The following is a 25717-nucleotide window of genomic DNA, read 5'->3' on the forward strand; positions in this document are numbered from 1 at the left end:
CGCGGGCAGCGGAAACGCAGCGGAAACCCGGGGGGCCCGGGGTAGTCCGTGTCGATCGGACCCCGGATCGGCCGATCCAGGGGTCCCTTCGTCACGGACTACCCAAACCTGGGCGTCAGCTGCCGATGAGTCCCTTCGGCGGCGTACGTGACCCCGTGATCCACGCGTCGAAGAAGGCCGACAGCTCCAGCCCGGTCTCGGCCTCCCAGTGGTCGAAGGCCTGCTGGCGGGTGACGGAGGAGTTGTCGTGGTCGGTGAGCCACGAGCGCGCGATCTCGAAGAACGCCTCGTCGCCGAGCTCGCGGCGCAGCTCGTCCCACATGACCGCGGGGGAGTAGTAGATGTTGGACCCGCCGAACTGGCGCGGGTCGTAGTCGCCGGGCGGGCCGTACTGGTCGCGCAGCTGCTGGTCCTGCGCGCGCCACTGCGAGATCTGCGCCTCGACGTCGTAGCCGCCGCGGTCGGCCTCGTAGAGCGCCTGCATCAGCATCGTCATGCCCTCGTTGAGCCACACGTCGCTCCAGTCGGCGGGCGAGACCTGGTCGCCGTACCACTGGTGCACGAGCTCGTGCAGGACCACCGGCGCCGAGCGCACGTACTCGTTGTTGCCGAGGGTCACCATCGTCTGGGTCTCCATGGCGCTCTGCGAGTCGGTGAGCACCAGGCCCAGCGTGCTGAAGGGGTACGGCCCGAGGCGCTGCTCGATCCAGTCGACCGCCTTGGCCGCGACCTTGAGGTCGTCGTAGGCCATCGGCAGCCCGCGCGGGATCCAGTAGTCGATGCCCACGCCGCTGGTCGAGGAGTTGGAGCGGTGCGCGTAGTCGCCGATCGCGAGGGTCACGAGGTACGACGACGCGGGCTCGTCGAGCTGCCAGCGCGTGGTGGTGAGGTCCTCACCCTCCTGGGAAGAGTTCTCCGTCGACACCAGCCGTCCGTTGGCCACCCCGGTCCAGGGCGAGGGCACGGTCACCGTGATGTCGTAGAGCGCCTTGTCGGAGGGCTGGTCGTTGACGGGGTACCACGAGTAGGCGCCGTACGGCTCCTGCATCGTCCACACCTCGCCGCGCTCGGTGACGGTGAAGCCGACCTCGGAGAAGTCGCTGCGCGTGGTCGGCGCCGGCTCGGGACGCGGGCTGCCGGAGTACTCCACGACCAGCTCGTGCCGATCACCCTCGGTGATCGGGGAGCGGACCACGAGGTCCTTGCTCCGATGGGCGTACGACGCGTCCTCGCCGTCGAGCGTCACGCTCTCGACGTCCAGCGCGTCGGCCAGGTCGAGGCGGAACGCCCGGGTGTCGCGGGCCGCGCGGAAGGTGAGGGTGGCGGTGCCAGTCAGCGTCCGGGAGGTGGGAGCCCAGTCCAGGTCGAGGTCGTAGAGCAGCGCGTCGACGTCGGGGTGGCCCACCGACGGGTAGAGCGAGTCCTCCCGCGGCGTGCTCTCGGCGAGCGCGAGGTCGGGCTCCACCGCCTCGACGGCCGGGGCCCCGGACGCAGGGGGCGCGCTGGAGGAGGAGGCAGGGGCCTCGGACGAGGACTGCGACGAGGTGCACGCCGCGAGGGGGGCGACGGCGAGCAGGCCGGCGACGGCGAGCCCCGCCGTACCGCGCAGGCGCCTCACGCCTCGCCCCGCAGCAGCGGCCGGGCCAGCTTGCGGCCGTGGTGGATCTGCGCCTTGACCGTGCCGAGCGGCGCGCCGACCAGGCTGGCGATCTCGTCGTAGGGCAGCCCGTAGACGTCGCGCAGCATGAGCGGCTCGACGTACTGCGGGTGGTCGCGCTCGATGGTCTCCATCGCCTCGAGCAGGTCGAGGCGGGTGCCGGCGATGACCGAGGTGGTGCGCGGGTCGGGGCGCTCGTGGTGGTGGACGCCCTCGAAGTCGGTGGGCACGGCCTGGTTCTTCATCCGCCGGTAGGTCGAGCGGGCGCTGTTGAGCGCGACGACGTGCATCCAGGTGGTGAAGCGCCCGTTGCCGTGCCACGAGCCGATCTTGGTGGCGACGTTGAGCAGCGCCTCCTGGCAGGCGTCCTCGGCGTCGCCGGAGTAGGGCAGCACCCCGCGGCACACGTTGAGCGCGCGCGGGCGGACCTCGGCCAGGAGTGACTCGAGAGCGTCGCGGTCCCCGTCGCGCGCCCGACGCGCCAGGTCATCGATGTCGTCAGGCGTCACACCTGCAACATAATGCAGGGGTGCCAGCCCCCTCCCTCCTCGGTCGCTACCCGGTGCGGCGGCGCATCGGGGCGGGCGCGTTCGCGACGGTGTGGCTGGCCCACGACGACCAGCTGGACTGCCCGGTCGCGATCAAGGTGCTGGCCGACAACTGGACCGAGGACCTGCACGTGCGGCAGCGCTTCCTCGAGGAGGGCCGCTTCCTGCGCCGCGTCGAGTCGCCGCACGTCGTGAGCGTGTACGACGCCGGCGAGCTGCCCGACGGGCGCCCCTTCCTCGTCATGTCGTACGCCGACCAGGGAACGCTGGCGGACCGGCTCGCGCTGTCGCCGCTCACCCGCGCCCAGGCGGTGCACGTCGTCGGCCAGGTCGGCGCCGGGCTGCACGCCCTGCACCAGCGCGGGGTGCTGCACCGCGACGTCAAGCCGGCCAACGTGCTGTTCCGCACGGTCGAGCTCGACGGCCACACGCGGGTCACGGCCATGGTCGGCGACCTCGGCCTGGGCAAGGCGATGGACATGTCGTCGCGGCTCACCATGATCGGCGGCACCCCCCAGTTCGTCGCCCCCGAGCAGGCTCGCGGCGAGGCGCTCGACGGCCGGGCCGACCAGTTCTCGCTGGCCGCGCTGACCTACCTCCTGCTTGCCGGCCGCGCGCCGTACGACCACTCCTCGCTGACCGCCGCCGCCGACCCCGCGCCCGCGGCACCCATGGGCGGCGGGCTGCCCGACGCGGTGGAGGAGGTCGTGCACCGGGGTCTCGCGGCCGATCGCGAGGAGCGCTTCCCCGACGTCCCGGCGTACGTCGCCGCCCTGACGGGCGCGCTCGACGGCTCGTTCGAGGGGGCCGACGAGGCGCCGACCGCGTGGATCCCCGCGGACCCGAGCCTCACCCAGGTGTCCCCTCCGCCGCTCGCCCCGGATGCGGACGCCGCCGCTCGTCCGGGGTCCCGTCGCCGGTGGGCGATGGTCGGGGTGGCCGCCGTGATCCTCGGGCTGCTCGGTGGCGCCGCGCTCCAGCGGGGCCTGACCAGCGAGCAGAAGGTCGTCGACGCCGCGCAGACGCTCGCGGTGACGGTGCCCGACCGGTGGACCGCGGCGGTGGACGTCGACGGCTGGACGCCGCCGAGGTCGAGCCTCGAGTTCCCGGCGATCTCGGCCGGGAGCGGCGCGGGCTGGAACGGCGAGGAGGAGCCCGGCCACGGTGTCTTCGTGGGCCTGCTGACGGGCAACGACCTGCCGACCCGGATGCCGCAGCACCCCGAGTGCGACCCGCCCCGCCCGACGGTCCGCGACGTCCAGGACGGCGACGACCTGATGACCGTGCTCTTCACCGGCTGCGCGCTGGACGGTCGCGACGACGGGGTGACGGTGGAGCGGGTCGTGCACGCGACGGCCAACCAGCTGCTGTGGGTGCAGGTGCGCGCCGAGGACCGCGGCACCGCCAACCGGGTGCTCGACTCGGTGGAGCTCTACGGCATGTGACTCGTCAGGCCCAGCGCGTCAGGTCTGGCGCATCCCGGCGGCCACCCGGTTGATCAGCTGCTGGGCGCCGCGGGCGTCGACCTCGCGCCCGGTGACGGCGATCTCGACCTCGGCGAAGCCGGTGCCGCGCAGGTCCAGCCAGGTCAGGAACCCGTGCCGCAGGAAGCCCTCGGAGACGTAGGTGAACTCCAGGGTGTTGGCGGTCCGCTCCAGGACGGTCAGCCGCTCCTCCTCGTCGCGGAGCTCGTCGATCCGGTCGGTGAGCACCTCGTCGATGGTGTCGTTGAGCGACTGCACCTGCTCGATGCGCAGGAGGTAGGTGTTGTCCGGGTTGCCGGCCTGCTTCCACTTGACCTCGTCGGGCGCGCTGTAGATCTTCGCCCAGCCGCGGGGGACCGGGTGGACCAGGCGGAACCGGTTGCTGCCCATCCGCCCCTCGCGCATCGGCAGGTCGGTCTGGAGTCCCGGGACCGACGGCTGGGCGTTGCCCGTCGGGATCGGGTCGACGGGGACGCTGGGGGACTGGGCGGTCACCGGCGTCGACGCGCCCTGGGTCGTGGGCTCCGGGTCGAGGGCGTACGCCGCGGCGTACCCGCCGACGAGCCCCACCACGAGCAGCCCCGCCGCTGCCGCTGACCCCCGCCACCCCATGGGGGAGACCCTAAGCGGTGGGGCCGTCCGGGACCGGGCACCGCGCACGCCCGGCGTAGTCCCCGACGGTCGGACCCATTCCTGAGCGGATCGGGGGTCCGATCGTCACGGACTACCCGAGGTCGCGCGGCGTAGTTTGGGACGGACCCGTGGGCGATCCGGCCTCGGGACCCACCAGATCTTCCCAAACTACCCAGCAACGGGCTGTGACAGGCGGCCGTCGACATTGCGCACAGGCGTCACATCGCGAGACAGTGGGCCCATGACCTCCAGCCCCACCGCAAGCGCCACCTCCAGCCACACCGTCGACCTCGACCGTCACCGCGAGCGCCTCGACGCGGCGGTCGCCGCGAGTGCCGCCCGCACCTACTACTCGGCGTTCGAGGAGTCCCCCTCGCCGCGCGTGTACGGCGAGTCCGCGGCCGCCGAGGGCAAGGCGGCGTTCGAGGCGCTGCTGGACCGGCCGTTCCCGCTGGAGACCCCGGGCAGCGACGGGACCGTGGCGACCGAGCGGTCGCCGTACGGGATCGACCTGGGCGTGACCTACCCCCGCGCCAGCGACGTCGACGCGCTGATGGCCGCCGCCCAGGCAGGCATGAAGGACTGGCGCGACGCCGGCCCCGACGGCCGCACGGCCGTGTGCCTGGAGGTCCTCGACCGGCTGCACGGACGGATCTTCGAGCTGGCCAACGCGGTGCAGCACACCAGCGGGCAGGCCTTCGTGATGGCCTTCCAGGCCGGCGGCGCGCACGCGCTCGACCGCGCGCTCGAGGCGATCGCCTACGCCCACACCGAGATGACGCGCACGCCCGCGACGGCGCTGTGGGAGAAGCCCGGCAAGTACCCGCTGCGGATGGAGAAGACCTTCACCGTCGTGCCGCGCGGCGTCGCGCTGGTGATCGGCTGCAACACCTTCCCGACGTGGAACTCCTGGCCCGGCCTCTTCGCCAGCCTGGTCACCGGCAACCCGGTCGTGGTCAAGCCGCACCCGGCCGCCGTGCTGCCGCTCGCGATCACCGTCCAGGCCTGCCAGGAGGTGCTGGCCGAGAACGGCTTCGACCGCAACCTGGTCACCCTGGCCGCCGAGGGCCCGGACGACCGGCTGGCCGCCACCCTGGCCACCCGCCCCGAGGTGCGGCTGGTCGACTTCACCGGAGGCAACGCCTTCGGCGACTGGCTCGAGGCCAACGCCCGCCAGGCGACCGTCTTCACCGAGAAGGCCGGCGTCAACACCGTCGTCATCGACTCCACGAGCGACCTGGGCGCGATGTGCCGCAACCTCGCCTTCTCGCTGGCCCTCTACTCCGGCCAGATGTGCACCGCGCCGCAGAACCTCTACGTCCCCGCCGGCGGCATCGCGACCCCCGACGGCACGGTCTCGCCGCCCGAGCTCGCGCAGGGCATCGAGCAGGCCCTCGGCGGGCTGCTCGGCGAGGACGCCAAGGCCGTGGAGCTGCTCGGCGGCATCGTCTCGCCGGCCGTGGTCGAACGTGTCGAGGCGGCTCGCTCGCGCGACCGCGTGCTGGTGGCGGGCCGCGACGTCGCGCACCCGTCCTACGCCGACGCGACCGTGCGGACGCCCACCCTCGTCGGGCTGACCGCGGCCGACTCCGACGTCTACGAGTCGGAGTGCTTCGGCCCGGTCGCCTACCTCATCGAGACCTCCGGCACCGACGAGTCGATCGACCTGTTCCGCGACACCGTGCAGCGCCACGGCGCGATGACGGCGGCCGTCTACTCGACGTCCGACGAGGTGATCGAGCAGATGCGCGACGCCGCGCTCGACGCCGGGGTGGCGCTCAGCGAGAACCTCCTCGGCGGGGTGTTCGTCAACCAGTCCGCGGCCTTCAGCGACTTCCACGGCACCGGCGCCAACCCGGCCGCCAACGCGTCGTACACCGACGGCGCGTACGTCGCCTCACGCTTCCGGGTCGTCCAGTCCCGACGCCATGTGTGACGGTCCATGACCTGGCTTAGCCCGACTTAGCCCGGTACGCTGGGTGGATGGTCACCATGGTCAACGTCCACGAGGCGAAGTCGTCGCTCAGCAAGCTGCTCGAGCGGGTGGAGGCCGGGGAGACCATCGTGATCGCCCGCGCGGGCAGGCCGGTGGCCGAGCTGGTGCCCCATCGTCGGGTGGACCTCGTGTTCGGGCTGGCCAAGGGGGAGATCCGCTTCGACCCGGAGACCTTCGACGATCCTGACGACGACGTCATCGCCGCGTTCGAGGGCGACTGATGCTGCTCGACACCCAGTCTGTGTTGTGGCTCCTCCAAGGATCCGACCGGCTGGGTCCGGTCGCACACACCGCCATCGCAGCAGCTCCTGCTGGTCACGTGTCGACGGCGTCGTTGTGGGAGATCGCGATCAAGCGACGCCTGGGCAAGCTCGAGACGCCCGACGACCTGCCTGACCTGATCGAGCGGTCGGGCCTCCAATGGCTACCTGTCACGGCGCGCCACACGTGGGCGACCCAGGACGTCGAGCTGCCTCATCGTGATCCCTTCGACCGGATGCTCGTGGCGCAGGCGACCATCGACCGGCTCACCCTGGTGACCGCCGACCGAGTGATCCTCGGGGCGGAGCTGCCCGGGGTGTCCGTCCTCGACGCCCGCTTCTGAGCCGCCGGCCCGGGCGTCCTACGGTGGGCGCATGCTGATCCGCAACGCCCGCCTGGTGCCCCTCACCGAGCCCGCTCCGCCGGGTCTCGTCGACGTGCTCGTCGAGGACGGCGTCGTGACCCGGGTCGGGTCCGGCATCGTCGCCGACGGCTCCGAGGAGTCGTACGACGACGTGGTCGACGCCGCAGGCGGCTGGCTGATGCCGGGGCTCTGGGACCAGCACGTGCACCTCGCCCAATGGACCCTCTCGAGCGCGCGCCTCGACCTCGCGCCGGCCCGCTCGGCCGAGCAGGCGGTGGCGCTGGTGCGCGAGCGGCTCGAGGAGTGGCCGGACCTGCCCGTCATCGGCTGGGGCCACCGGCCGACGGCGTGGGACGAGGTCCCGGTCGCCGCGCACCTCGACGCCATCGACACCGAGCAGCCGATCGTGCTCATCGCGGGCGACGGCCACCACGGCTGGCTCAACACGGTCGCCCTGCAGATGCTCGCCCTGCCGACCCGCCAGAGCGTGGTGAGCGAGGCGGAGTGGTTCATGGCCTACGGCCGGCTCTCGACGGTGCTCGGCAGCGACGGCACCGGGCCGGAGGCCTACCGCCGCACCATGGAGAACGCCGCCGCGCAGGGCGTCGTCGGGGTCGTGGACTTCGAGTTCAGCGGCGGGGTGGCCGACTGGGCCGAGCGCTGGGCCGGCGGTGCGGACCTGATCCGGGTCCGCCACGCCTGCTACGCCGACGGCCTCGAGGACGTCATCTCCCGCGGCCTCAGCTCGGGCGACCCGCTCGACGGCGACCGCCGGCTCACCATGGGCCCGCTCAAGATCATCAGCGACGGCTCGCTCAACACCCGCACGGCCTGGTGCTGCGACCCGTACGCCGAGAAGGCCGTCCTCGGCTTCCCGGAGGGCCAGCCCAACCAGACGCCGGACGAGCTGCGCCGGCTGCTGGGCCGGGCCGCCGAGCACGGCCTCGACGTCGCGGTGCACGCCATCGGGGACCGGGCGGTCACCGAGGCGCTGGCGGCCTTCGCCGACACGGGGGCCCGCGGCGGCATCGAGCACGTGCAGCTGACGACGCGCGACGACGTACGCCGGATGGCCGAGCTCGGCGTCCGGGCCAGCGTGCAGCCCGCCCACCTCATCGACGACCGCGACGTGACGGAGCGGCTGTGGCCGGGCCGGTCCGAGCGGTGCTTCCCGCTGCGGTGGATGCTCGACGACGGCGTCGACGTGGTGCTCGGATCGGACGCGCCGGTCTCGGTCCTCGACCCCTGGCTGGCGATCGCGGCCGCCGTGCACCGCTCCGGCGACGAGCGCGAGGCGTGGCACCCCGAGCAGTCGATCACCCCGCGCGAGGCGCTGGCCGCCTCGACCGACGGCCTCGGCACCGTCGCGCCCGGGCATCCGGCCGACCTCGTGCTGCTCGACGCCGACCCGCTCGACGGCGCCGGCGACGTGGCCCACGCCGTCCGGCTGCGGGGCTTCGCGGACCACGTCGTCGCGACCTGGGTCGACGGCCGGGTCGTCCACCAGCGCTGATGCCGGGGTGTTGGGGTAGTCCGTGACGAACGGACCCTCGAAACCCGGATCTCGAGGTCCCTTCGTCACGGACTACCCCAGGATGGCTGGCTGGGGAACGAAACCGACCCCGATCGACCCCGTGAGGCCGATCTGGTTCCCCACCGCCGCTGGCCCAGGTGTCGCCGGGATAGTCCGTGACGAACGGACCCTCGAAACCCGGATTTCGGGGTCCCTTCGTCACGGACTACCCCGCAAAGCCGCTCACGCGAGCGCGAGCGTCACCTCGAGCACGAACTGCGGGTCCTCGAGCCGGTCGCCGTACAGCTCGCGCAGCTGCCCGACGCGATAGCGCACGGTCTGCGGGTGGACGAACAGCTCCTCGGCCACCGCGTCGCGCCGGCCCTGGTGGAGCACCCACGCGCGCAGCGTGTCGGCGAGCTTCTCGGCGGTCGACGGCCGCGCGTCGGCCAGCGGCGCGAGCACCCGCGCGCGCAGGTCGGCCCGGGTCTCGGGGTCAGCCGACAGCAGGAGTGCGCCGAGGTGGGCGTCGGTGTCGAGCGCCGCTCGCTCGGTGCCTTCGGGCAGCGCGCCCTCCGCCTGGAGCGCCACGGCCCGCAGTGCGCGGGCGTGTGAGCGGGCGGCCTCGAGCCACGGGACCGAGGGGCCGACCACCGCGCCGGTGCCGCGCAGGGCGCGCACCAGGCCGGCGCGGGACGCGGGGGTGCCGGTCGAGGGGACGAGGATCAGGGCCAGCCCGTCGGGGATACCGGGCACCTCCTCGGTGGGCTGGAGGGTGCGCGGGTCCAGGGCGGTCGCGGCGTGCGGGGCCTGGGCCTCGGGCAGCAGGACGGCGCTGAGGAAGGCCGGCGGTTCCCAGTCGGCCCGCTCGGCGGCGGCTACCACCGCGTCGGACGCGGCCCCGGTGACCAGGGCCCGGGCCAGCCGGTCGAGGTTGCGCTGCCGGACCCGGCCGGTGCTCTCGAGCTCGTCGGTGTGGCCCGCGGCGCTCGAGGCGGACAGCTCGTCGATGTAGGCGAAGACCAGCTCGGCGAAGCGGGACAGCTGCTCGGCCTCGACCCCGGCGTCCACCGCGGTCCGGGACAGGTCGCGCCACGAGACGCGGGCGCCGATGCGGTACGCCGCCAGCAGGGCCTCCATGCTGCGCCCGCTGCGGGCCTCACCCCGGCCGAGCCGGTAGGCGCCCTCGAGCGCCGGCGCCATCGGCGTACCGGCCTCCGCGCGCGTCGCCAGCGTGAGGAAGCCGCCCAGCGCCAGCTGCACGGCCTGGCGGATCGTCTCGCCCATCACGCCGCTGAGCTGCCCGGTGTAGCTCGGGACCTCCTCGGTGATGGCGACCACCGCCCGGTCCGCGACCTCGGCGAGCTCGTCGCGCATGAGGCGCACGACCTCCTCGTCGAGGCGTACGACGGTCGGTGCCGGTGTCGCACGATCGGCACGAATCTGTGTGGCGCGGCGCACAACACGGTCAGCCATCCGGGCTCCTGAGGATCTAGTTGTTCGTATCGAACAATAACCTGGATCTGATTCACGTGCACCGGGCAGGACTTCGGCCCCCGGAACAGGGAGGCTAGGACGCATGACGACGTTCCTGTCCCCCTCCTCGGGTCGTGACCGCCCACTGGTGCGCGAGTGGCGCGACCGCGCGGTCCGTCTCGCCGAGGCCGCGACCACGCCGTTGCTCCCCGCCGACTACCTCGACCTCTTCGCCCCGCTGCGCTCCGGCACGGACCTGCGCGGGCGCATCGAGGAGATCCACCCGGAGACCGCCGACGCCGCGACCATCGTCATCCGACCGGGCGCCGACTGGGCCGGGCACGTCCCCGGCCAGTACCTCCGGATCGGCATCGACGTCGACGGTGTCCGCCAGTGGCGCGCCTACTCGCTGACCCACGGCCCCCGCGCCGACGGCCGCATCTCGATCACGGTCAAGGCCGTGCCCGACGGCCTGGTCAGCAACCACCTCGTCCACGAGGCCCGCCCCGGCACGCTCGTCCACCTCGAGCAGGCCGCCGGCGAGTTCGTGCTGCAGAGCGACCACGACCGGCTGCTCTTCGTCACCGCCGGCTCCGGCATCACCCCGGTCATCGGGATGCTGCGCAACCTCTTCCCGAGCACCGACTCCGGCGTGCTCCGCCTGCCGCGCAGCAAGGACCTCGACATCGTCGTGGTCCACGTCGCGCCCAGCGAGCCGCACTCGATCTTCAGCCGCGACCTGCACGCGCTCGCCGACGCCGGTGCCATCCGGCTCGTCGCGCGCTACGACGACGAGCACGGCGTCCTCGACGTCGCGGACCTGGAGACGCTCGTCCCCGACCTGCACGAGCGGCGCACGCTGGCCTGCGGCCCGGCCGGGCTGCTCGACGCCCTCGGCGCCCACCACGAGGCCGCCGGCCTCGAGCTGGTGACCGAGCAGTTCCGTACGGCGCGCGTCGAGGCGGGCGACGGCGGCACCGTCGCCTTCACCTCCGGCACCACCCTCGAGGTCGACGGCGCCACGCCGATCCTCGACGCCGCCGAGGAGGCCGGCGTCCTGATGCCCAGCGGCTGCCGCATGGGCATCTGCATGGGGTGCGTGCTGCCGCTCAAGGAGGGCTCGGTGCGCGACCTGCGCAACGGCGCCATCACCACCGCGATCCCCGGCGAGTCCGGCGCCATCAAGGTGCAGACCTGCATCAACGCCGCCGCCGGCCCCTGCCACATCGACCACTGACCCCCAGTCCAGCCTCGGTTTCGACACGCTCGCTCCGCTCGCTGCTCAACCAGCGGCGGACCGACTGAAGGAGACGCACATGACCACCATCCAGAAGCAGGCCCAGAGCCCGATCGCCCACCTCACCGAGGCCGACATCGAGCAGATCGGCGTGGAGCTCGACGCGATCCGGCAGAGCATCCTCGACGACCGCGGTGCCGCCGACGCGGCGTACATCCGCAAGGTCATCGACCGCCAGCGCAAGCTCGAGCTGGGCTCGCGCGCGGTGCTGCTCTTCAGCGCATTCCCGCCGGCCTGGGTGGTCGGCACCGCCGGGCTGAGCGTCGCCAAGATCCTCGACAACATGGAGATCGGCCACAACATCCTCCACGGCCAGTGGGACTGGATGCGCGACCCCAAGATCCACTCCAGCACCTGGGAGTGGGACATGGCCTCGCCCGCCGAGCAGTGGAAGCACAGCCACAACGAGCTGCACCACACCTACACCAACGTCATCGGCAAGGACAACGACCTCGGCTACGGCATCATGCGCGTCGACGAGGGGCAGCGCTGGGCGCCGTTCCACCTCGGCCAGCCGATCTGGTGCTTCATCAACGCCGTGTTCTTCGAGTACGGCATCGCGGCCTACGACCTCGACCTCGGCGCCGTGATCAAGAAGAAGCAGACCAAGGACCCCGAGTTCCGCCGCCGTGCCAAGCAGGTCCTCGGCAAGATCCGCCGCCAGGTCACCAAGGACTACGTGGCCCACCCGGTGCTCTCGATCCCGACCGGCTCGTTCCTGTCCACGCTGGCGGCCAACTTCACCGCCAACGTCGTGCGCAACCTGTGGTCCAACTCGATCATCCTGTGCGGCCACTTCCCCGAGGGCGTCGAGACCTTCGAGAAGCGCTCGATCGACGGCGAGACCAAGGGCGACTGGTACGTCCGCCAGATGCTCGGCTCGGCCAACATCTCCGGCTCCAAGCTCATGCACCTGATGAGCGGCAACCTCTCGCACCAGATCGAGCACCACCTGTTCCCGGACCTGCCGTCCAACCGGTACGCCGAGATCGCGCCGCAGGTGAAGGCGCTGTTCGACAAGTACGAGCTCAACTACCACTCGCGCCCGCTCGTCCCGCAGGTCTACTCGGCGTGGCACAAGGTGGTGCGGCTCTCGCTGCCCAACGGCTGGCTCGCGACGACCAACGCCAAGAACGCCCCCGAGCAGTTCAAGCTGCTCTACAAGATGGCCACCGGCGGCCCCAAGCTCCGACGCGCGGCCCAGGCCCGCCTCGAGCAGCAGTCCCGTCGGATGGTCAAGGCCGCCTGAGCGCCGCCTGAGCATCGCCCGGGGCGCACCGCACGGAGCGCACCGGACGCAGTGGGACCCGAGTCACCGACTCGGGTCCCACTGTCACGTCCGGGTGCCGGTCTGGACCGGCCCGCGGCCGGACGGGGAGCTTTCGCGAAAACGCGTCGGGGCGTGGGGCCGCCCGCCTACGTTCCGGGCGAGTGTCCTCCACGGGGGAGGGCTCGAGCCGGAGGCCCGCATGCGCCAGCACCACCCGTCCCTCAGTCGACTCCTGGTCGTCCTCGCCGTCGTGGCGAGCACCCTGCTCCTGCCGACCTCCGCGCACGCCGTGGCCACCGGCCGGATCACCGGCACGGTCACCGGGAGCGCCGGCCAGGGCCTCGGTGACGCGTACGTCTCGGCGCTCCAGATGTTCGTCGACGACGGGTGGACCTACTGGGACGAGGTCGCCTGGGACGAGACCGACACGGCCGGGGCCTACGACCTCGCCGGGCTCGAGCCGGGCACCTATCGCCTCCGCTTCGTCGACTGGACCGGTGACCACGTCGCCGAGTACTACGCCGACCAGCCCACCGTTGAGCTCGCGCAGGACGTCGTGGTCGGCGACGGCTCGGTCGTCACGGGCAAGGACGCGCAGCTCGCTCCCGCGGGGCACGTCACCGGCACGGTCACCGGTCCGGCGGACGTGCCGCTCGACAGCATCTCCGTCACCGTCTACGAGCACGTCAGCGAGGACGGCAGCACCTACTGGGGCTACGTCCGCGACGGCGAGACGGACGCCTCCGGCGCGTACGACATCGGCGGGCTCGAGGCGGGCACCTACCGCGTCGGCTTCGAGGACTACAGCGGCGACCATGTGTCCGAGTACTACGCCGACCAGCCCACGGTCGAGCTCGCGCAGGACGTCGTCGTCGCTGCGGGTGCCACGGTCGGCGACCTGGACGCACAGCTGACGGTCGCGGGCCACATCACGGGCACCGTCACCGGCCCGGGTGGCGTCGCCGCCGAGGACGTCGGGGTGGCCGTCTACCAACAGTTCGTCGAGGACGGGGACACCTACTGGGACTACGTGTCCTGGGACTACACCGACGCGCAGGGCGCCTACGACGCCGGTCGTCTGGCGGCCGGCACCTACCGCCTCGGGTTCTACGACTACACCGGTGACCACCTCGCCGAGTACTACGACGACCAGGCCACCCTCGAGCTGGCCCGCGACCTCGTGGTGGCGGCCGGGGCGACGCTGACCGGCAAGGACGCGCAGCTCGCGGCGGCCGCCCACGTGACCGGTACCGTCACCCTGCCCGGCGGGCAGCCCGCCCAGGACGTGTGGGTGACGGCGTACCAGTCCTACACCGAGGGCGGCGCGACCTACTGGGACGAGGTGGCCTGGGACTACACCGGCTCGACCGGCGCCTACGACCTCGGCGGCCTCGCCGCGGGCACCTACCGGGTGGGCTTCGTCGACGAGTCGGAGACCTACCCCGGCGAGTACTGGAACGACAAGGCGGCGGTCGAGCAGGCCGACGACATCGCGGTCGGTGCGGCGGCGACCCGGTCCGGCATCGACGCGATGCTCGGCCTGACCGCGACGACCCCGGCCCCTGCGCCGGCGCCGGCCCCGGCACCCGCCCCGGCACCCCTCCCGCCGGCGCCCCCGACGGCGAGCCCGGCCCCGCCCGCCCCGACGGCGGTGCTCAGCGACGTCGCCCCCCGGGGCACCGGCAAGCTCAAGGTGGGCGCAAAGCTCAAGGTCAGCAAGGGCAGCTGGAACGTGCCGGTCACGGTGAAGTACCAGTGGTTCGCCAACGGCACGAAGATCAAGAAGGCGACGAAGGCGTCGTACAATCTCACGCGCAAGGTCAAGGGCCGCAAGATCTCCGTCAAGGTCACCGCGTCGGCGCCCGGCCTGACCTCCAAGGTCGTGACGGTGAAGTTCAAGGGCAAGGTCAAGGGCTGATCGCACACGGTCCGAGCAGGGGTACGGCGACGCCGCGTCGTCGCCGTACCCTTGCGCCATGTCCACCGAGACCGACAGCCTCGTCGCCTGCACGATCGAGCGCGGCGTCGCGCGGGTGCGGCTGACCCGTCCCGACAAGCGCAACGCGCTCACCCTCGACACCCTCGAGCAGCTGATCGACACCGCCCGCATGTTGCGCCGCGACAAGTCCCTGCGTGCCGTGGTGATCGACGGGGAAGGCGAGGCCTTCTGCGCCGGCCTGGACTTCGGCACCGTGATGAAGCAGCCGACCCGGGTCGCGACGGCGTTCGTGCCCCGGCCGTGGCGCGGCACCAACACCTTCCAGGAGGCGTGCTGGGCGTGGCGGCGGCTGCCGGTCCCGGTCATCGCCGCCGTCCACGGGCACTGCCTCGGCGGCGGCCTGCAGATCGCGCTGGCCGCCGACTTCCGCATCGCCCACCCCGACTCCACGTGGTCGGTCCTCGAGGGCAAGTGGGGGATCATCCCGGACATGTCCGGCGTACGCAGCCTGGCCGAGCTGGTGGGCATCGAGACCGCCAAGCGGCTCACCATGACCGCGGAGATGTTCAGCGGCAAGGAGGCCCACGAGCTGGGCCTCGTCGGTCGCCTCGACGCCTACCCCGCGGCGGCCGCCCTCGAGCTCGCCGAGGAGCTCAAGCAGCGCTCGCCCGACCAGCTCGCCGCCGCCAAGCGGCTCTTCAACGACACCTGGACGTCCGGGCCGCGGCACACCTTCGCCCGCGAGCGGGTCGAGCAGGCGTTCCTGCTCTTCAACCGCAACACCAAGGTCGCCCGCGAGGCCGCCTTCGGCAAGGTCGCGCCGGTCTTCGGTCCGCGCTCGCGCTGACGCTCGGGCGCCCCGTCCGGGTCCGTTCCGGCCCACCCGTGGAGGTGTGGTCGGGCCTCGATCGCGAGGTCTAGCGTCGCCCGGTGGTGCTCGGGACGTGCCCGGGACCAGGAGGTGGCACACGATGAGTGGCGTCGAGACCGGCACGATCACGACCGACATCCCCGCCCGGCTCGACCGGCTGCCGTGGTCGCGGTTCCACTGGATGGTGGTGATCGGCCTCGGGACGGTGTGGATCCTCGACGGCCTCGAGGTCACCATCGTCGGGTCCATGTCGGATGCCCTCAAGGACCCCACGACCGGCCTCGGCATGAGCAGCGCCGACATCGGCATGGCCGGCGCGATCTACGTCGCCGGCGCCTGCATCGGTGCCCTGTTCTTCGGCCAGCTCACCGACCGGATGGGCCGCAAGAAGCTGTTCCTCATCACGCTCGGCGTCTACACCGTGGCCACCGTCGCGACCGCCTTCTCGATGACGATCTGGTGGTACTTCGCGGCCCGCTTCGTCACCGGCGCCGGCATCGGTGGCGAGTACGCCGCCATCAACTCGGCGATCGACGAGCTGATCCCCAAGAAGTACCGCGGTCGCGTCGACGTCGCCATCAACGGCTCCTTCTGGGTCGGCGCGGCCGGCGGTGCGCTGCTCACCATCCCGCTGCTCGACCCCACCGTGATCAGCGCCGAGTGGGGCTGGCGACTCGCCTTCGGCCTCGGCGCGATCCTCGCGGTCGGCATCCTCGTCGTACGCCGCCACGTGCCGGAGAGCCCGCGGTGGCTGTTCATCCACGGCCGCGAGGACGAGGGCGAGGAGATCGTCCGGGGCATCGAGCGCGAGGTCCGCGACGACGTCGGCGACCTCCCCGACGCCGACGACGACTCGATCACCATCCGCCAGCGCACGACCATCAGCATCCCGACGATCGCCAAGACGGTGTTCACGCTCTACCCGCGGCGCTCGATCCTGTGCCTGACGCTCTTCATCGGCCAGGCGTTCCTCTACAACGCCTTCTTCTTCACCTACGGCGACACCCTCTCCACGTTCCTCGACGTGAAGCAGACCGGCTGGTACATCGCGGTCTTCGCGCTCTCCAACTTCGCCGGGGCCCTGCTGCTCAGCCCGCTCTTCGACTCCCTGGGCCGGGTGCGGATGATCGCCGGCACCTACATCCTGTCCGGGGTCCTGCTCGCCATCGCGGGCTTCATGCTGGGCGACCTGACCGCGGTCACGCTGACCCTCTTCGGCGCGGTGATCTTCTTCTTCGCCTCCGCCGGGGCCAGCGCGGCGTACCTCACCGCCTCCGAGGTGTTCCCGATGGAGACGCGCGCCCTGTGCATCGCGTTCTTCTACGCGATCGGTACGGCGGCGGGCGGCATCAGCGGGCCGCTGCTCTTCGGCCGGCTCATCGAGAACGCCACGGCCGACAAGGACATCAGCGGCATCGCGATCGGCTACTTCATCGGTGCCGCGCTCATGGTCATCGGCGGCATCACCGAGATCGTCCTCGGGGTGAAGGCCGAGGGCCGGTCCCTGGAGTCGATCGCCCAGCCGCTCACCGCCGAGGACGCCCAGACCGCCAGCGCCTGAGAGGAGCCGACATGCCCATGCCGCCGCCCAACCCGACCACCGACGGTCGCAGCGACCCGCAGACCCGACACGAGGTGCAGCAGGTCGTCCGGGCCCTGCGCGAGGAGGGGCCCGCCCCGGTCACCCGGCTCGAGGAGGTCCTCGGCGCGCGCTTCTGGGACGACGGGCGCTTCGAGCACGCCGTGGCGGTCGCCCTGACCGAGGGCCTGGTCCGGCGTGGCACGGACGGCGCCCTCGCCAGCTCCTGAGCCCCGCCTCGCCGAGTTTCGCTGGGGGTGCGGGTCAGGCCGGGGGAGCGGTGCTGCCGCGGACGACGAGCGACAGCGGCAGCAGCACCGAGCGGGCCGCCCGGTCCGGCTCGGCGATGGCGTCGAGCAGCATCCGTGCCGCCTCGGCCCCGATCTGCTGGTGCGGGATCGCCAGGGTCGTCAGCGGCGGCGCGAGCTTGTCGAGGAACGGCATGTCGTTGAAGCCGACCACGCTCATCTCGCGCGGGCAGTCGATGCCCCGCTCGGAGAAGACGTCGTAGCAGCCGAGGGCGATGAGGTCGTTGCCCGCGACCACCGCGGTGACGTCCGGTCGCGCGTCGAGCAGCCGGCGCAGGGCGGCCGCACCGGACTCCTCGGTCCAGTGCTCGCAGGTGACGACGAGCGCCGGGTCCACGTCGAGGTCCCGGTCGCGCACCGCGTTGCGGAAGGCGCGCCGGCGGGCGACGCCGGTGGAGGTGGACGCCGGTCCGGCGAGGTGGCCGATCCGGCGGTGACCGAGGTCGGCGAGGTGCGCGACCGCCATCTCGATGCCTGCGGCGTCGTCGGGGGTGATCGAGGGGATGTCGAGCCCGTCGGGGCGACGGTTGACCATCACCATCGGCACGCCCTCGCGCTGCAGCTGGGCCATGAGCGGGTGGTCGAGCAGCGCGGTCGCCACGATCAGCCCCTCGACCTGGCGCGAGCGCAGCAGCTCGATCTGCGCCTGCTCGCGCTGGGGGTCGTTGTCGGTGTTGACGATGAGGCCGCTGTAGCCGGCCGGCTCCAGGACGTCCTCGATGCCGCGCACGATCGGCGGGAAGAGCGGGTTGGTCAGGTCGGGGATGACCAGCCCGACGGTGGCCGACTTGGCGGTCTTCAGCCCCCGCGCCATCGGGTTGGGTCGGTAGCCGAGGCCCTCGGCGACCTTCATCACCCGCCGCGCCGTCTCGGCGTTGACCAGCCCACGGGTCGCGGGGTTGAGGGCACGGGAGGCGGTCGCGGGGTGGACCCCGGCGGCGTCTGCCACGTCCCGGAGCGTGGGGGTCTGCACAGCAGGCATCCTAGGGTTCGCCGACCGGGACCGGACGCCGCCAGCGTCTCCGGGCGGCCCACGCGCCGATCCCGAGCGGTACGGCGAGCGCGGCGTACGCGCCGTACACGACCGTGAAGCGGCCCGCGTCGACCAGGCCGGCCACCGCGATCGCGCCGAGGGCGCTGCCGACGAAGAGCGACGCGGCGAAGAGCGAGACGACCACGGCGCGGGCCGCGGGCAGCACCTCGGTGGCCCAGGTCTGCAGCGAGGAGTGCATGGCCGGCCACGCGATGCCGAGCAACACGGCCGACACCACGGCCACCTCCGGTCGCTGCGACACCGCGAGCAGGCCGGTGGCGAGCGCGGCGCACGCGGCGCCCAGCAGGATCAGCCGGGCCGGGTGCCAGGCGAGCGAGAGGCGTCCCACCGAGGAGGAGCCGAGGAGCACCGCGATGCCGTAGACGCCGGTGACCGCGCCGGCCACGGTCGTCGATGCCCCGGCACTCTCCACCGCTGTGGGCAGCAGGGTCAGCGCCCCCAGCAGCACGACGCCCTCGACGAAGGCGAAGAAGAGGACGAGCAGGGTGACCCGCGACCGGGCGACCGTCGCCAGGGAGGTCCACGCCGTGGCCCGCTCCCCGCTTCCGGCCGGCTCCGGCAGCCGGGCCAGCAGGACGGACAGCACGAGCGCCGCGCTGCCGGTGAGGACGAAGGGGATGCGCCACGACGCGACGTCCGCGAGCAGTCCCGCCCCGGCCGACGCGGTGGCGGTGCCGACCGCGACCCCGACCATCAGCCCGGTGATCGCCTGCTGGCGGCGGGCCGGGGCGACGGTGTCGCCGAGGTAGATCAGCGCCGAGGGGTACGCCGCGCCGAAGAAGCCGCCGGCGAGCCCGCGCAGGATGCCGAGCACCAGCACCGTCGGGCTCAGCGCGGAGACCAGGCTCAGCAGGCCCGCCACCACCAGGCTGGTGCGCAGGGTCCGGACCCGGCCGTAGCGGTCGGAGGCGAAGCCCCACAGCGGCTGGCCGAGGCCGTAGACCAGGAAGTAGGCGCCGGCGGCGGTGACCACCTGGGTGAGGGGTACGTCGAGGCTCGCCGCGATCGCGACCAGCATCGGCGGCATCGCGAAGCGGTCGAGGGTGCTGACCAGGGTGGTGACCTGCAGCAGCCGCAGCGGCGAGATCCGCCCGGTCGTCGCCACCTCGCCCTGCGGCGCCCCGCTCACCGGCGCACCACGAGGCCGGGGTCGTCCAGTGCCCCGGCCAGCACGTCGCGGCCGTCGACCACCCGGGGCAGCCAGTGGCGACGCAGGTCGAGCACGGTGCGCAGTGCCGCGGGGTCGACCGCGCCGTCGACGACCAGGCCGTCGAGCGGGTCGGCCAGCCGGTCGACGTACCGCTGCGCGAGCTCGTCGTCGAGCCCGAGCCGGGCGGCCGCCGCCTTGACCGCGGTGTCGGCCAGCGCGCCGCCGACGATGCCGGCGGAGGTCGCGGTGAGGACGTCGGCGAGGTCGTGGCCCACCTCGAGGTGCTCGTCGCGCACGACGCAGACCACGGTGGCGAGGTAGGGGGAGAGCTCGTCGCGCACGCTGGCGACGAGCGTGTACCCGGCGGCCTCGGCGGTGAGCTCGTTGCCGGCCCCGAGCATGGTGGCCGCGCAGTCGCCGTCGAGCAGGGCCCGGAGCCGCTGGGGCGTCGACCCGAGCTTGACCACCTCGTACTCGTCACGGGCCAGCCCGCGGCGCTCGAGGAGCGTGAAGAGCGCGAGCGCGAAGCCGGAGCCGGGCACGTCGACGCCGACCCTGGCACCGCGCAGGTCGTCGAGGCCGGTGCCGGGCCGGGCCCAGACGCCGAGGCCCAGGCCGCGGTCGACGCCGGCCAGGATGCGCGCGTCGACCAGCTCGCCGAGGGGGTTGCCCGGGTCGAAGCGGTAGGCGAGCACGTTGTCGGGGTTGGTCAGGCCGACGTGCAGCTCGTCGTCGATGAGGGAGCGGAACTGCGCCGGAGACGACGTGACCCCCCGCTCGAAGACCTCCAGCCCGGCGGCGGCGAGGGCCCCGGTACGACGCGCGACCTCCAGCACGACCGACGGCGTGAACGATCCGAGCTCCACCGCACGCGCGAGCGCCATGTCCCCTCCTGCCTCGCCGGCCGGCGCAGTGCCAGCCGCGGGCACGCTACCGGAAAGTGCAGTCGATTGCAGCCCGCGGCCGTCCCGTGGCTCGATCGGGAGCCTCGTATGGCGGCCCGGGCACGCCCGGCGCTTGACATCCGGTGGGGTGACGGTCAGGCTGCACTCGATTGCAGTGAGCGGCCGCACGGGTCGCCGGACGCGACCGACCCGGGAGGTGACGATGGACGAGCTGGTGGCCTCCGCCGTCGCCCACTGGGGTCCGCGGTTCACGACCAACGGCGTCACCGCGGCCGACTTCACCCGGATCACGGCCGGCATCGAGCGCTGGGACGACTGGTGCCGCGCCTGGACCGGCGAGGGCTCCGCCCACGAGGCGCTCGGCCGCGACGCGCTCGCCGAGGACCGCACGCGCTCGGCGGGGGAGCACCTGGCGCGCGCCGCGGTCTACCACCACTTCGCCAAGTTCGTCTTCGTCACCGACCCCGCCCAGATGCGCGCCGCGCACGAGCGGGCGGTCGCCTGCCTCACCGACGCGCTGCCCCACCTCGACCCGCCGGGCCGACGGCTGGAGATCCTCTTCGAGGGGTCGCGGCTGGTGGCGGTGGTGCGGACGCCGTACGGCGACGGACCGCACCCCGTCGTCCTCCTGCTGCCGGGGCTCGACTCCACCAAGGAGGAGCTCGGGTCGACCGAGCAGACCTTCCTCGACCGCGGGATGGCCACGGTCACCCTCGACGGTCCCGGGCAGGGCGAGGCTGAGTACGACCTGCCGCTTCGCGGCGACTGGGCGCCCGTCGCCGAGGTGGTCTGGGACGCGATCGGCACCCAGCCCGACCTCGACCGCAGCCGGCTGGCGGTGTGGGGCGTCAGCCTCGGCGGCTACTACGCCCCGCGCGTCGCCGCCGCCCTGGGCGACCGGGTGAGCGCGTGCGTCTCGCTGGCGGGTCCCTTCAACTTCGGGGAGTACTGGTCCGGCCTGCCGCAGCTCACCCGCGACACGCTCCGCCACCGCTCGGGCGCGGCCGACGACGAGCAGGCGCGCCAGCGGGCTCTCGAGCTCGACCTGGCGCCGGCGGCGTCCGACCTGGTCGCCCCGCTGCTGATCGTCTTCGGCCGGCAGGACCGGTTGATCCCGTGGGAGAACGCCGTGCGGATGCGCGACGCCGTCGCCGGCCCGACCACGCTGCTGATGCTCGAGGACGGCAACCACGGCTGCGCCAACGTCGCGCCGCAGCACCGCCCGATCACCGCCGACTGGCTGGCCGCCCGGCTGCTCGGCGCCTCCGAACCACGTTTTCCCACCACCGCTGAGTACCGCTGAGAAGGCAGGCTGATTCATGGACACCACCGACGCTCACACGCCCGGATCCCTGCGGGTCGGCTGGATCGGCGCGGGCCGGATGGGCTCCGCGATGGCCTCGCGGCTGGCGAAGGCGGGGGAGGACGTCACCGTCTGGAACCGCACCCGCGCCAAGGCCGAGGCGCTCACCGAGGTGGGCTGCGCGGTCGCCGACACGATCGCCGACCTGCGCGGGCACGACGTGGTCTTCACGATGGTCTCGACGCCGGCCGACCTCGAGCAGGTGCTGACCGGCCCCGACGGCCTGCTGGCCGACCCGGACCACGTCCCCGGCTGCGTCGTCGACTGCTCGACCGTCTCCACCGAGTCGTCCGCCGCGATGCGCGCGGCCTGCGCCGAGCGTGGGGTCGCCTTCCTCGCCTCCCCGGTGAGCGGCAACGGCAAGGTGGTCCGGGCCGGTGGCCTGAGCCTCGTGGTCTCGGGTCCCGAGGAGACCTACCAGCGCGTGGCGCCGCTGCTCGACCACCTCGGCAAGGGCGCGACGTACGTCGGGGAGGGCGAGCTCGCCCGCCTCGCCAAGATCTGCCACAACGTGATGCTCGGCGTCGTCACCCAGAACCTCGCGGAGATCACCGTCCTCGCCGAGAAGGGCGGGATGTCGCGGGCGGCGTTCCTGGAGTTCCTCAACAAGTCAGTGATGGGGTCGGTCTTCACGACCTACAAGAGCCCGGCGTTCGTGCACCTCGACTACACGCCGACCTTCACCCCGATCCTGCTGCGCAAGGACTTCGACCTCGGCTTCGCGGCGGCGCACGAGCTCGACGTACCGATGCCCGTGGCGGCCGCGGCCGCCGCCGCCGTGCAGGGGACCGTGAGCAGCGGTCGGGTCGACGAGGACTTCGCGATCCTGCTCGACCAGCAGGCGATGTTGTCGGGGCTCGAGCTCAAGCCGGAGGACACCCCCGTCGACGACGGCCTGTCCGCGGCCGACGAGGCCTGAGCATGAGCACGCCGGACCGCCCGCTGTCGGCGCCGGGGCACATGGGCGTCGACTACGAGGAGCGGGTCGACTTCGACCGGCTCCGGCGATACCGCATCGCCCGGGCCAAGGAGGCCCTGGACAGCAGCGAGTGCGGCGCGTTCCTGCTCTTCGACTTCTACAACATCCGCTACACGACCCAGACCTGGATCGGCGGCGCGCTCGGCGACAAGATGATCCGCTACGCGCTGCTGGCCCGCGGCAAGGACCCGGTCCTGTGGGACTTCGGGTCGGCGGTCAAGCACCACAAGATCTACTCGCAGTGGGTGCCGGAGGAGAACTACCGCGCCGGCTTCCTCGGCTTCCGCGGCGCGGTCGCGCCGTCGGTGGGGCTGATGGTCGACGCCGTCGCGGAGATCAAGTCCCTGCTGACCGAGGCCGGGGTGGCCGACATGCCCGTCGGCATGGACATCGTGGAGCCGCCGTTCCTCTTCGAGATGCAGCGCCAAGGCCTCACGGTCGTCGACGCCCAGCAGCTGATGCTCGACGCGCGCTGCATCAAGAGCGGCGACGAGATCATGCTGCTCAACCAGGCCGCCGCGATGGTCGACGGCGTCTACCAGGACATCACCGAGGCGCTGAAGCCCGGCGTCCGGGAGAACGAGATCGTGGCGCTGGCCAACAAGCGGCTCTACGAGATGGGCTCCGACCAGGTCGAGGCCGTCAACGCGATCTCCGGCGAGCGCTGCAACCCGCACCCGCACAACTTCACCGACCGCCTGATCCGCCCGGGTGACCAGGCGTTCTTCGACATCATCCACTCCTTCAACGGCTACCGGACCTGCTACTACCGCACCTTCGCGGTCGGCAGCTCGACGCCGGCGCAGCGCGACGCCTACACCCGGGCGCGGGAGTGGATGGACCGCGGCATCGACGGCATCAAGGCCGGCGTCGGCACCGACGAGGTGGCCGCGCTGCTGCCCAAGGCCGAGGAGTTCGGCTTCGGCAGCGAGATGGAGGCCTTCGGCCTGCAGTTCGCCCACGGCCTCGGCCTCGGCCTGCACGAGCGGCCGATCATCTCGCGGCTCAACTCGATGAAGGAGCCGGTCGAGCTCAAGGTCGGCATGGTCTTCGCCCTGGAGACCTACTGCCCGGCGGGCGACGGCCTCTCCGCCGCGCGGATCGAGGAGGAGATCGTCATCACCGAGGACGGTCCCCGCATCCTCACGCTCTTCCCGGCGCAGGAGCTGTTCGTCACCAACCCCTACTAGTCGTCGTCGCCGGTTGAGCAGGCGCGCCAGCGCTTCGCCGGTTGAGCAGGCGCGCCAGCGCCGTGTCGAAACCAAGAACCCGTCCCACCCGAAAGGTCGTCGCTGGTTGAGCAGGCGCGCCAGCGCCGTGTCGAAACCAAAGAACCCGTCCCACCTGAAAGGTCGTCGCTGGTTGAGCAGGCGCGCCAGCGCCGTGTCGAAACCAAGACCCCAACTCCGAAAGGCTCCACCCGTGGCTGACTTCTCGCTCTCCTCCGTCGCCGACCTGCCGCTCGACCTGTGGGTGGGTGGCGTCGAGCGCGCCGCCTCCGACGGCGGCCGCTTCGACGTGCTCGACCCCGCGACCGGCGACGTCATCACCTCGGTCGCCAACGGCACGGTCGACGACGCGATGGCGTGCGTGGATGCGGCCGACGCCGCCGCGGCGTCGTGGGCGGCCACCTCCCCGCGCGAGCGCGCCGAGATCCTCCGCAAGGCGTGGGAGCTGATGACAGAGCGGGCCGACGAGATCGCGCACCTGATCTCCCTGGAGAACGGCAAGGCGCTGCCCGACGCGCGCGGCGAGACGGCGTACGCCGCGGAGTTCTTCCGCTGGTACTCCGAGGAGGCCGTGCGCGCCTCGGGCACGGTGATGACCGCCCCGTCCGGCGCCAACCGGATCCTGGTGCTCCAGCAGCCTGTGGGCATCGCGGTGCTGGTGACCCCGTGGAACTTCCCGGCCGCGATGGCGACCCGCAAGATCGGCCCGGCGCTGGCGGCCGGCTGCACGGTGATCCTCAAGCCCGCCTCAGACACGCCCCTGACGGCGCTGCTGATGGCCAAGATCCTGGCCGATGCCGGCGTCCCCGAGGGCGTGGTGTCGGTGCTGCCGGCGCGCCGATCGGGCGCGGTGGTCTCGGCGATGGTCCACGACCCGCGGGTCCGCAAGCTCTCCTTCACCGGCTCGACCGAGGTGGGCCGCGTGCTCCTCAAGGAGGCGGCCGACCAGGTCGTCAACTGCTCGATGGAGCTGGGCGGCAACGCGCCGTTCCTGGTCTTCGAGGACGCCGACATGGATGCCGCGATCGACGGCGCGATGATCGCCAAGATGCGCAACGCCGGTGAGGCGTGCACGGCGGCCAACCGCTTCTACGTCCACGCCGACGTGGCGGAGGACTTCAGCCGCCGGTTGGCGGAGCGGATGAAGGCGCTGACCGTCGGCCCCGGCACCGACGACGACACCCAGGTGGGTCCGTTGGTCAACGAGGAGTCCGCGGCCAAGGTCGACGAGCTGGTCAGGGGCGCGGTCTCGGCCGGCGCTCGGGTCGTGCTCGGCGGCGAGCGCCCGGACCGGGAGGGCTTCTACTACTCCCCGACCGTGCTGCTCGACGTCCCGCGCGGCGCGGACATCCTGGGGGAGGAGATCTTCGGCCCGGTCGCCCCCGTGCTGACCTTCACCGACGAGGACGACGCCATCGCGATGGCCAACGACACCGAGTACGGCCTGGTCTCCTACGTCTACACCCAGGACCTCGCTCGCGGCCTGCGCGTCAGCGAACGGCTCGACGCCGGCATGGTGGGCCTCAACCGGGGCCTCGTCTCCGACCCGGCCGCCCCCTTCGGCGGCACGAAGCAGTCGGGCATCGGGCGCGAGGGTGGGCACGAGGGAATGCTGGACTACATGGAGAGCAAGTACGTCGCTGTGTCGTGGTGACCTGAGTTCTCCGGCACGCACTGCGATTGGTGGGACGGGCGCGCGATCTCTAGCCCAGTTCGCCCAGAATGACGCGCGAGAAGGCTCGCACGTTCGCGACCGTCGTGGCGGCGAGAAGAGACTCGGTCTGGTGCGAGTCCCCGCCGGGGGGTGCGACTCTCGCTGGCCCGGCGCGCAATTGGGAGGT

At 72.4% G+C, this 25717-nt stretch carries 22 protein-coding genes; 15 read left to right on the forward strand and 7 right to left on the reverse strand.

Annotated features, from left to right (window positions below; translation table 11 throughout):
- Nucleotides 1-115: 115 nt before the first annotated feature.
- Both ASG94_RS11415 and ASG94_RS11420 read right to left on the reverse strand, forming a co-directional pair.
- Nucleotides 116-1618 carry a M1 family metallopeptidase gene (locus ASG94_RS11415; RefSeq protein WP_056926596.1) on the reverse strand — a complete coding sequence of 501 codons (1503 nt, stop codon included), beginning with the start codon at nucleotides 1616-1618 and terminating at the stop codon, nucleotides 116-118.
- Nucleotides 1615-2166, reverse strand: coding sequence for an RNA polymerase sigma factor (locus ASG94_RS11420; RefSeq protein WP_056926597.1), 552 nt, complete (start codon nucleotides 2164-2166; stop codon nucleotides 1615-1617). The genes ASG94_RS11415 and ASG94_RS11420 overlap by 4 nt, the downstream gene beginning before the upstream one ends.
- 20 nt (nucleotides 2167-2186) lie before the next feature.
- Here ASG94_RS11420 and ASG94_RS11425 point away from each other — a divergent pair, with 20 nt between their 5' ends.
- Nucleotides 2187-3650, forward strand: coding sequence for a serine/threonine-protein kinase (locus ASG94_RS11425; RefSeq protein ID WP_056926598.1), 1464 nt, complete (start codon nucleotides 2187-2189; stop codon nucleotides 3648-3650).
- A gap of 18 nt (nucleotides 3651-3668) precedes the next feature.
- Here ASG94_RS11425 and ASG94_RS11430 read toward each other — a convergent pair whose 3' ends face one another.
- Entirely contained in the window at nucleotides 3669-4301 is a 633-nt protein-coding gene (locus tag ASG94_RS11430) for a hypothetical protein (protein WP_156411559.1), read from the reverse strand.
- Nucleotides 4302-4563: 262 nt separating this feature from the next.
- Here ASG94_RS11430 and paaN point away from each other — a divergent pair, with 262 nt between their 5' ends.
- Genes paaN through ASG94_RS11450 form a run of 4 tightly spaced genes read left to right on the forward strand, consistent with a single transcriptional unit; the run spans nucleotide 4564 to nucleotide 8456 of the window.
- On the forward strand, nucleotides 4564-6258 hold the full coding sequence (paaN, locus tag ASG94_RS11435) for a phenylacetic acid degradation protein PaaN (protein WP_056926600.1): 1695 nt from the start codon (nucleotides 4564-4566) through the stop codon (nucleotides 6256-6258).
- 47 nt (nucleotides 6259-6305) lie between these two features.
- Complete coding sequence (locus ASG94_RS11440; RefSeq protein WP_082624138.1) at nucleotides 6306-6539, forward strand: type II toxin-antitoxin system Phd/YefM family antitoxin; 234 nt, start codon at nucleotides 6306-6308, stop codon at nucleotides 6537-6539.
- Nucleotides 6539-6922, forward strand: a complete 384-nt coding sequence (locus tag ASG94_RS11445; protein ID WP_056926601.1) for a type II toxin-antitoxin system VapC family toxin — start codon at nucleotides 6539-6541, stop codon at nucleotides 6920-6922. The genes ASG94_RS11440 and ASG94_RS11445 overlap by 1 nt, the downstream gene beginning before the upstream one ends.
- Before the next feature lie 31 nt (nucleotides 6923-6953).
- Complete coding sequence (locus ASG94_RS11450; protein ID WP_056926602.1) at nucleotides 6954-8456, forward strand: amidohydrolase; 1503 nt, start codon at nucleotides 6954-6956, stop codon at nucleotides 8454-8456.
- 243 nt (nucleotides 8457-8699) lie between these two features.
- On the opposite strand, the gene ASG94_RS11455 is transcribed toward ASG94_RS11450, so the two are convergent.
- A complete protein-coding gene (locus tag ASG94_RS11455; RefSeq protein WP_082624139.1) occupies nucleotides 8700-9932 on the reverse strand; it encodes a PucR family transcriptional regulator in 1233 nt (410 codons plus the stop codon).
- A gap of 103 nt (nucleotides 9933-10035) precedes the next feature.
- Between ASG94_RS11455 and ASG94_RS11460 the strand changes: the two genes are divergently transcribed.
- The 6 genes from ASG94_RS11460 to ASG94_RS11485 all read left to right on the forward strand — a co-directional run bounded on the left by ASG94_RS11460 (nucleotide 10036) and on the right by ASG94_RS11485 (nucleotide 17118).
- Nucleotides 10036-11169, forward strand: coding sequence for a ferredoxin reductase (locus ASG94_RS11460; RefSeq protein WP_056926603.1), 1134 nt, complete (start codon nucleotides 10036-10038; stop codon nucleotides 11167-11169).
- 79 nt (nucleotides 11170-11248) lie between these two features.
- Nucleotides 11249-12478, forward strand: a complete 1230-nt coding sequence (locus ASG94_RS11465) for a fatty acid desaturase family protein (protein ID WP_056926604.1) — start codon at nucleotides 11249-11251, stop codon at nucleotides 12476-12478.
- 220 nt (nucleotides 12479-12698) lie between these two features.
- Nucleotides 12699-14417, forward strand: a complete 1719-nt coding sequence (locus ASG94_RS11470; RefSeq protein WP_056926605.1) for a carboxypeptidase-like regulatory domain-containing protein — start codon at nucleotides 12699-12701, stop codon at nucleotides 14415-14417.
- A gap of 58 nt (nucleotides 14418-14475) precedes the next feature.
- The gene (locus ASG94_RS11475) at nucleotides 14476-15285 is read left to right on the forward strand and encodes a crotonase/enoyl-CoA hydratase family protein (protein WP_056926606.1); all 810 of its coding nucleotides are present in this window, start codon (nucleotides 14476-14478) and stop codon (nucleotides 15283-15285) included.
- A 124-nt stretch (nucleotides 15286-15409) separates the two neighbouring features.
- Nucleotides 15410-16870, forward strand: coding sequence for an MFS transporter (locus tag ASG94_RS11480; protein ID WP_056926607.1), 1461 nt, complete (start codon nucleotides 15410-15412; stop codon nucleotides 16868-16870).
- A gap of 11 nt (nucleotides 16871-16881) precedes the next feature.
- Nucleotides 16882-17118 carry a hypothetical protein gene (locus ASG94_RS11485; protein ID WP_056926608.1) on the forward strand — a complete coding sequence of 79 codons (237 nt, stop codon included), beginning with the start codon at nucleotides 16882-16884 and terminating at the stop codon, nucleotides 17116-17118.
- Between the two features lie 34 nt (nucleotides 17119-17152).
- On the opposite strand, the gene ASG94_RS11490 is transcribed toward ASG94_RS11485, so the two are convergent.
- From ASG94_RS11490 to ASG94_RS11500, 3 genes are read right to left on the reverse strand one after another with little or no spacing between them, the layout of a single operon-like run.
- A complete protein-coding gene (locus ASG94_RS11490) occupies nucleotides 17153-18169 on the reverse strand; it encodes a LacI family DNA-binding transcriptional regulator (RefSeq protein ID WP_235537241.1) in 1017 nt (338 codons plus the stop codon).
- Nucleotides 18170-18179: 10 nt separating this feature from the next.
- The gene (locus ASG94_RS11495) at nucleotides 18180-19379 is read right to left on the reverse strand and encodes an MFS transporter (RefSeq protein ID WP_235537242.1); all 1200 of its coding nucleotides are present in this window, start codon (nucleotides 19377-19379) and stop codon (nucleotides 18180-18182) included.
- Nucleotides 19376-20284 carry an ABC transporter substrate-binding protein gene (locus ASG94_RS11500; protein WP_056926610.1) on the reverse strand — a complete coding sequence of 303 codons (909 nt, stop codon included), beginning with the start codon at nucleotides 20282-20284 and terminating at the stop codon, nucleotides 19376-19378. Before ASG94_RS11500 ends, ASG94_RS11495 begins: the two co-directional genes overlap by 4 nt.
- Before the next feature lie 223 nt (nucleotides 20285-20507).
- On the opposite strand from ASG94_RS11500, the gene ASG94_RS11505 reads away from it, so the two are divergent.
- The 4 genes from ASG94_RS11505 to ASG94_RS11520 all read left to right on the forward strand — a co-directional run bounded on the left by ASG94_RS11505 (nucleotide 20508) and on the right by ASG94_RS11520 (nucleotide 25530).
- On the forward strand, nucleotides 20508-21608 hold the full coding sequence (locus ASG94_RS11505; protein WP_056927235.1) for an alpha/beta hydrolase family protein: 1101 nt from the start codon (nucleotides 20508-20510) through the stop codon (nucleotides 21606-21608).
- A 16-nt stretch (nucleotides 21609-21624) separates the two neighbouring features.
- Complete coding sequence (locus ASG94_RS11510; protein ID WP_056926611.1) at nucleotides 21625-22587, forward strand: NAD(P)-dependent oxidoreductase; 963 nt, start codon at nucleotides 21625-21627, stop codon at nucleotides 22585-22587.
- Nucleotides 22588-22589: 2 nt separating this feature from the next.
- Nucleotides 22590-23837, forward strand: a complete 1248-nt coding sequence (locus ASG94_RS11515) for a M24 family metallopeptidase (RefSeq protein WP_056926612.1) — start codon at nucleotides 22590-22592, stop codon at nucleotides 23835-23837.
- 232 nt (nucleotides 23838-24069) lie between these two features.
- Nucleotides 24070-25530, forward strand: a complete 1461-nt coding sequence (locus ASG94_RS11520; RefSeq protein WP_056926613.1) for an NAD-dependent succinate-semialdehyde dehydrogenase — start codon at nucleotides 24070-24072, stop codon at nucleotides 25528-25530.
- The last annotated feature ends 187 nt before the right edge of the window (nucleotides 25531-25717 follow it).

The organism is Nocardioides sp. Soil805 (assembly GCF_001429625.1).
In the GTDB taxonomy this organism is placed as follows: Bacteria; Actinomycetota; Actinomycetes; order Propionibacteriales; family Nocardioidaceae; genus Nocardioides.

Coding starts and splice junctions, on each gene's coding strand:
- ASG94_RS11450 (WP_056926602.1), top strand. CDS start 6,954: ATGCTGATCCGCAACGCCCGCCTGGTGCCCCTCACCGAGCCCGCTCCG.
- ASG94_RS11500 (WP_056926610.1), bottom strand. CDS start 20,284: ATGGCGCTCGCGCGTGCGGTGGAGCTCGGATCGTTCACGCCGTCGGTC.
- ASG94_RS11460 (WP_056926603.1), top strand. CDS start 10,036: ATGACGACGTTCCTGTCCCCCTCCTCGGGTCGTGACCGCCCACTGGTG.
- ASG94_RS11465 (WP_056926604.1), top strand. CDS start 11,249: ATGACCACCATCCAGAAGCAGGCCCAGAGCCCGATCGCCCACCTCACC.
- ASG94_RS11470 (WP_056926605.1), top strand. CDS start 12,699: ATGCGCCAGCACCACCCGTCCCTCAGTCGACTCCTGGTCGTCCTCGCC.
- ASG94_RS11510 (WP_056926611.1), top strand. CDS start 21,625: ATGGACACCACCGACGCTCACACGCCCGGATCCCTGCGGGTCGGCTGG.
- ASG94_RS11430 (WP_156411559.1), bottom strand. CDS start 4,301: ATGGGGTGGCGGGGGTCAGCGGCAGCGGCGGGGCTGCTCGTGGTGGGG.
- ASG94_RS11515 (WP_056926612.1), top strand. CDS start 22,590: ATGAGCACGCCGGACCGCCCGCTGTCGGCGCCGGGGCACATGGGCGTC.
- ASG94_RS11480 (WP_056926607.1), top strand. CDS start 15,410: ATGAGTGGCGTCGAGACCGGCACGATCACGACCGACATCCCCGCCCGG.
- ASG94_RS11485 (WP_056926608.1), top strand. CDS start 16,882: ATGCCCATGCCGCCGCCCAACCCGACCACCGACGGTCGCAGCGACCCG.
- ASG94_RS11455 (WP_082624139.1), bottom strand. CDS start 9,932: ATGGCTGACCGTGTTGTGCGCCGCGCCACACAGATTCGTGCCGATCGT.
- ASG94_RS11475 (WP_056926606.1), top strand. CDS start 14,476: ATGTCCACCGAGACCGACAGCCTCGTCGCCTGCACGATCGAGCGCGGC.
- paaN (WP_056926600.1), top strand. CDS start 4,564: ATGACCTCCAGCCCCACCGCAAGCGCCACCTCCAGCCACACCGTCGAC.
- ASG94_RS11445 (WP_056926601.1), top strand. CDS start 6,539: ATGCTGCTCGACACCCAGTCTGTGTTGTGGCTCCTCCAAGGATCCGAC.
- ASG94_RS11440 (WP_082624138.1), top strand. CDS start 6,306: ATGGTCACCATGGTCAACGTCCACGAGGCGAAGTCGTCGCTCAGCAAG.
- ASG94_RS11505 (WP_056927235.1), top strand. CDS start 20,508: ATGGACGAGCTGGTGGCCTCCGCCGTCGCCCACTGGGGTCCGCGGTTC.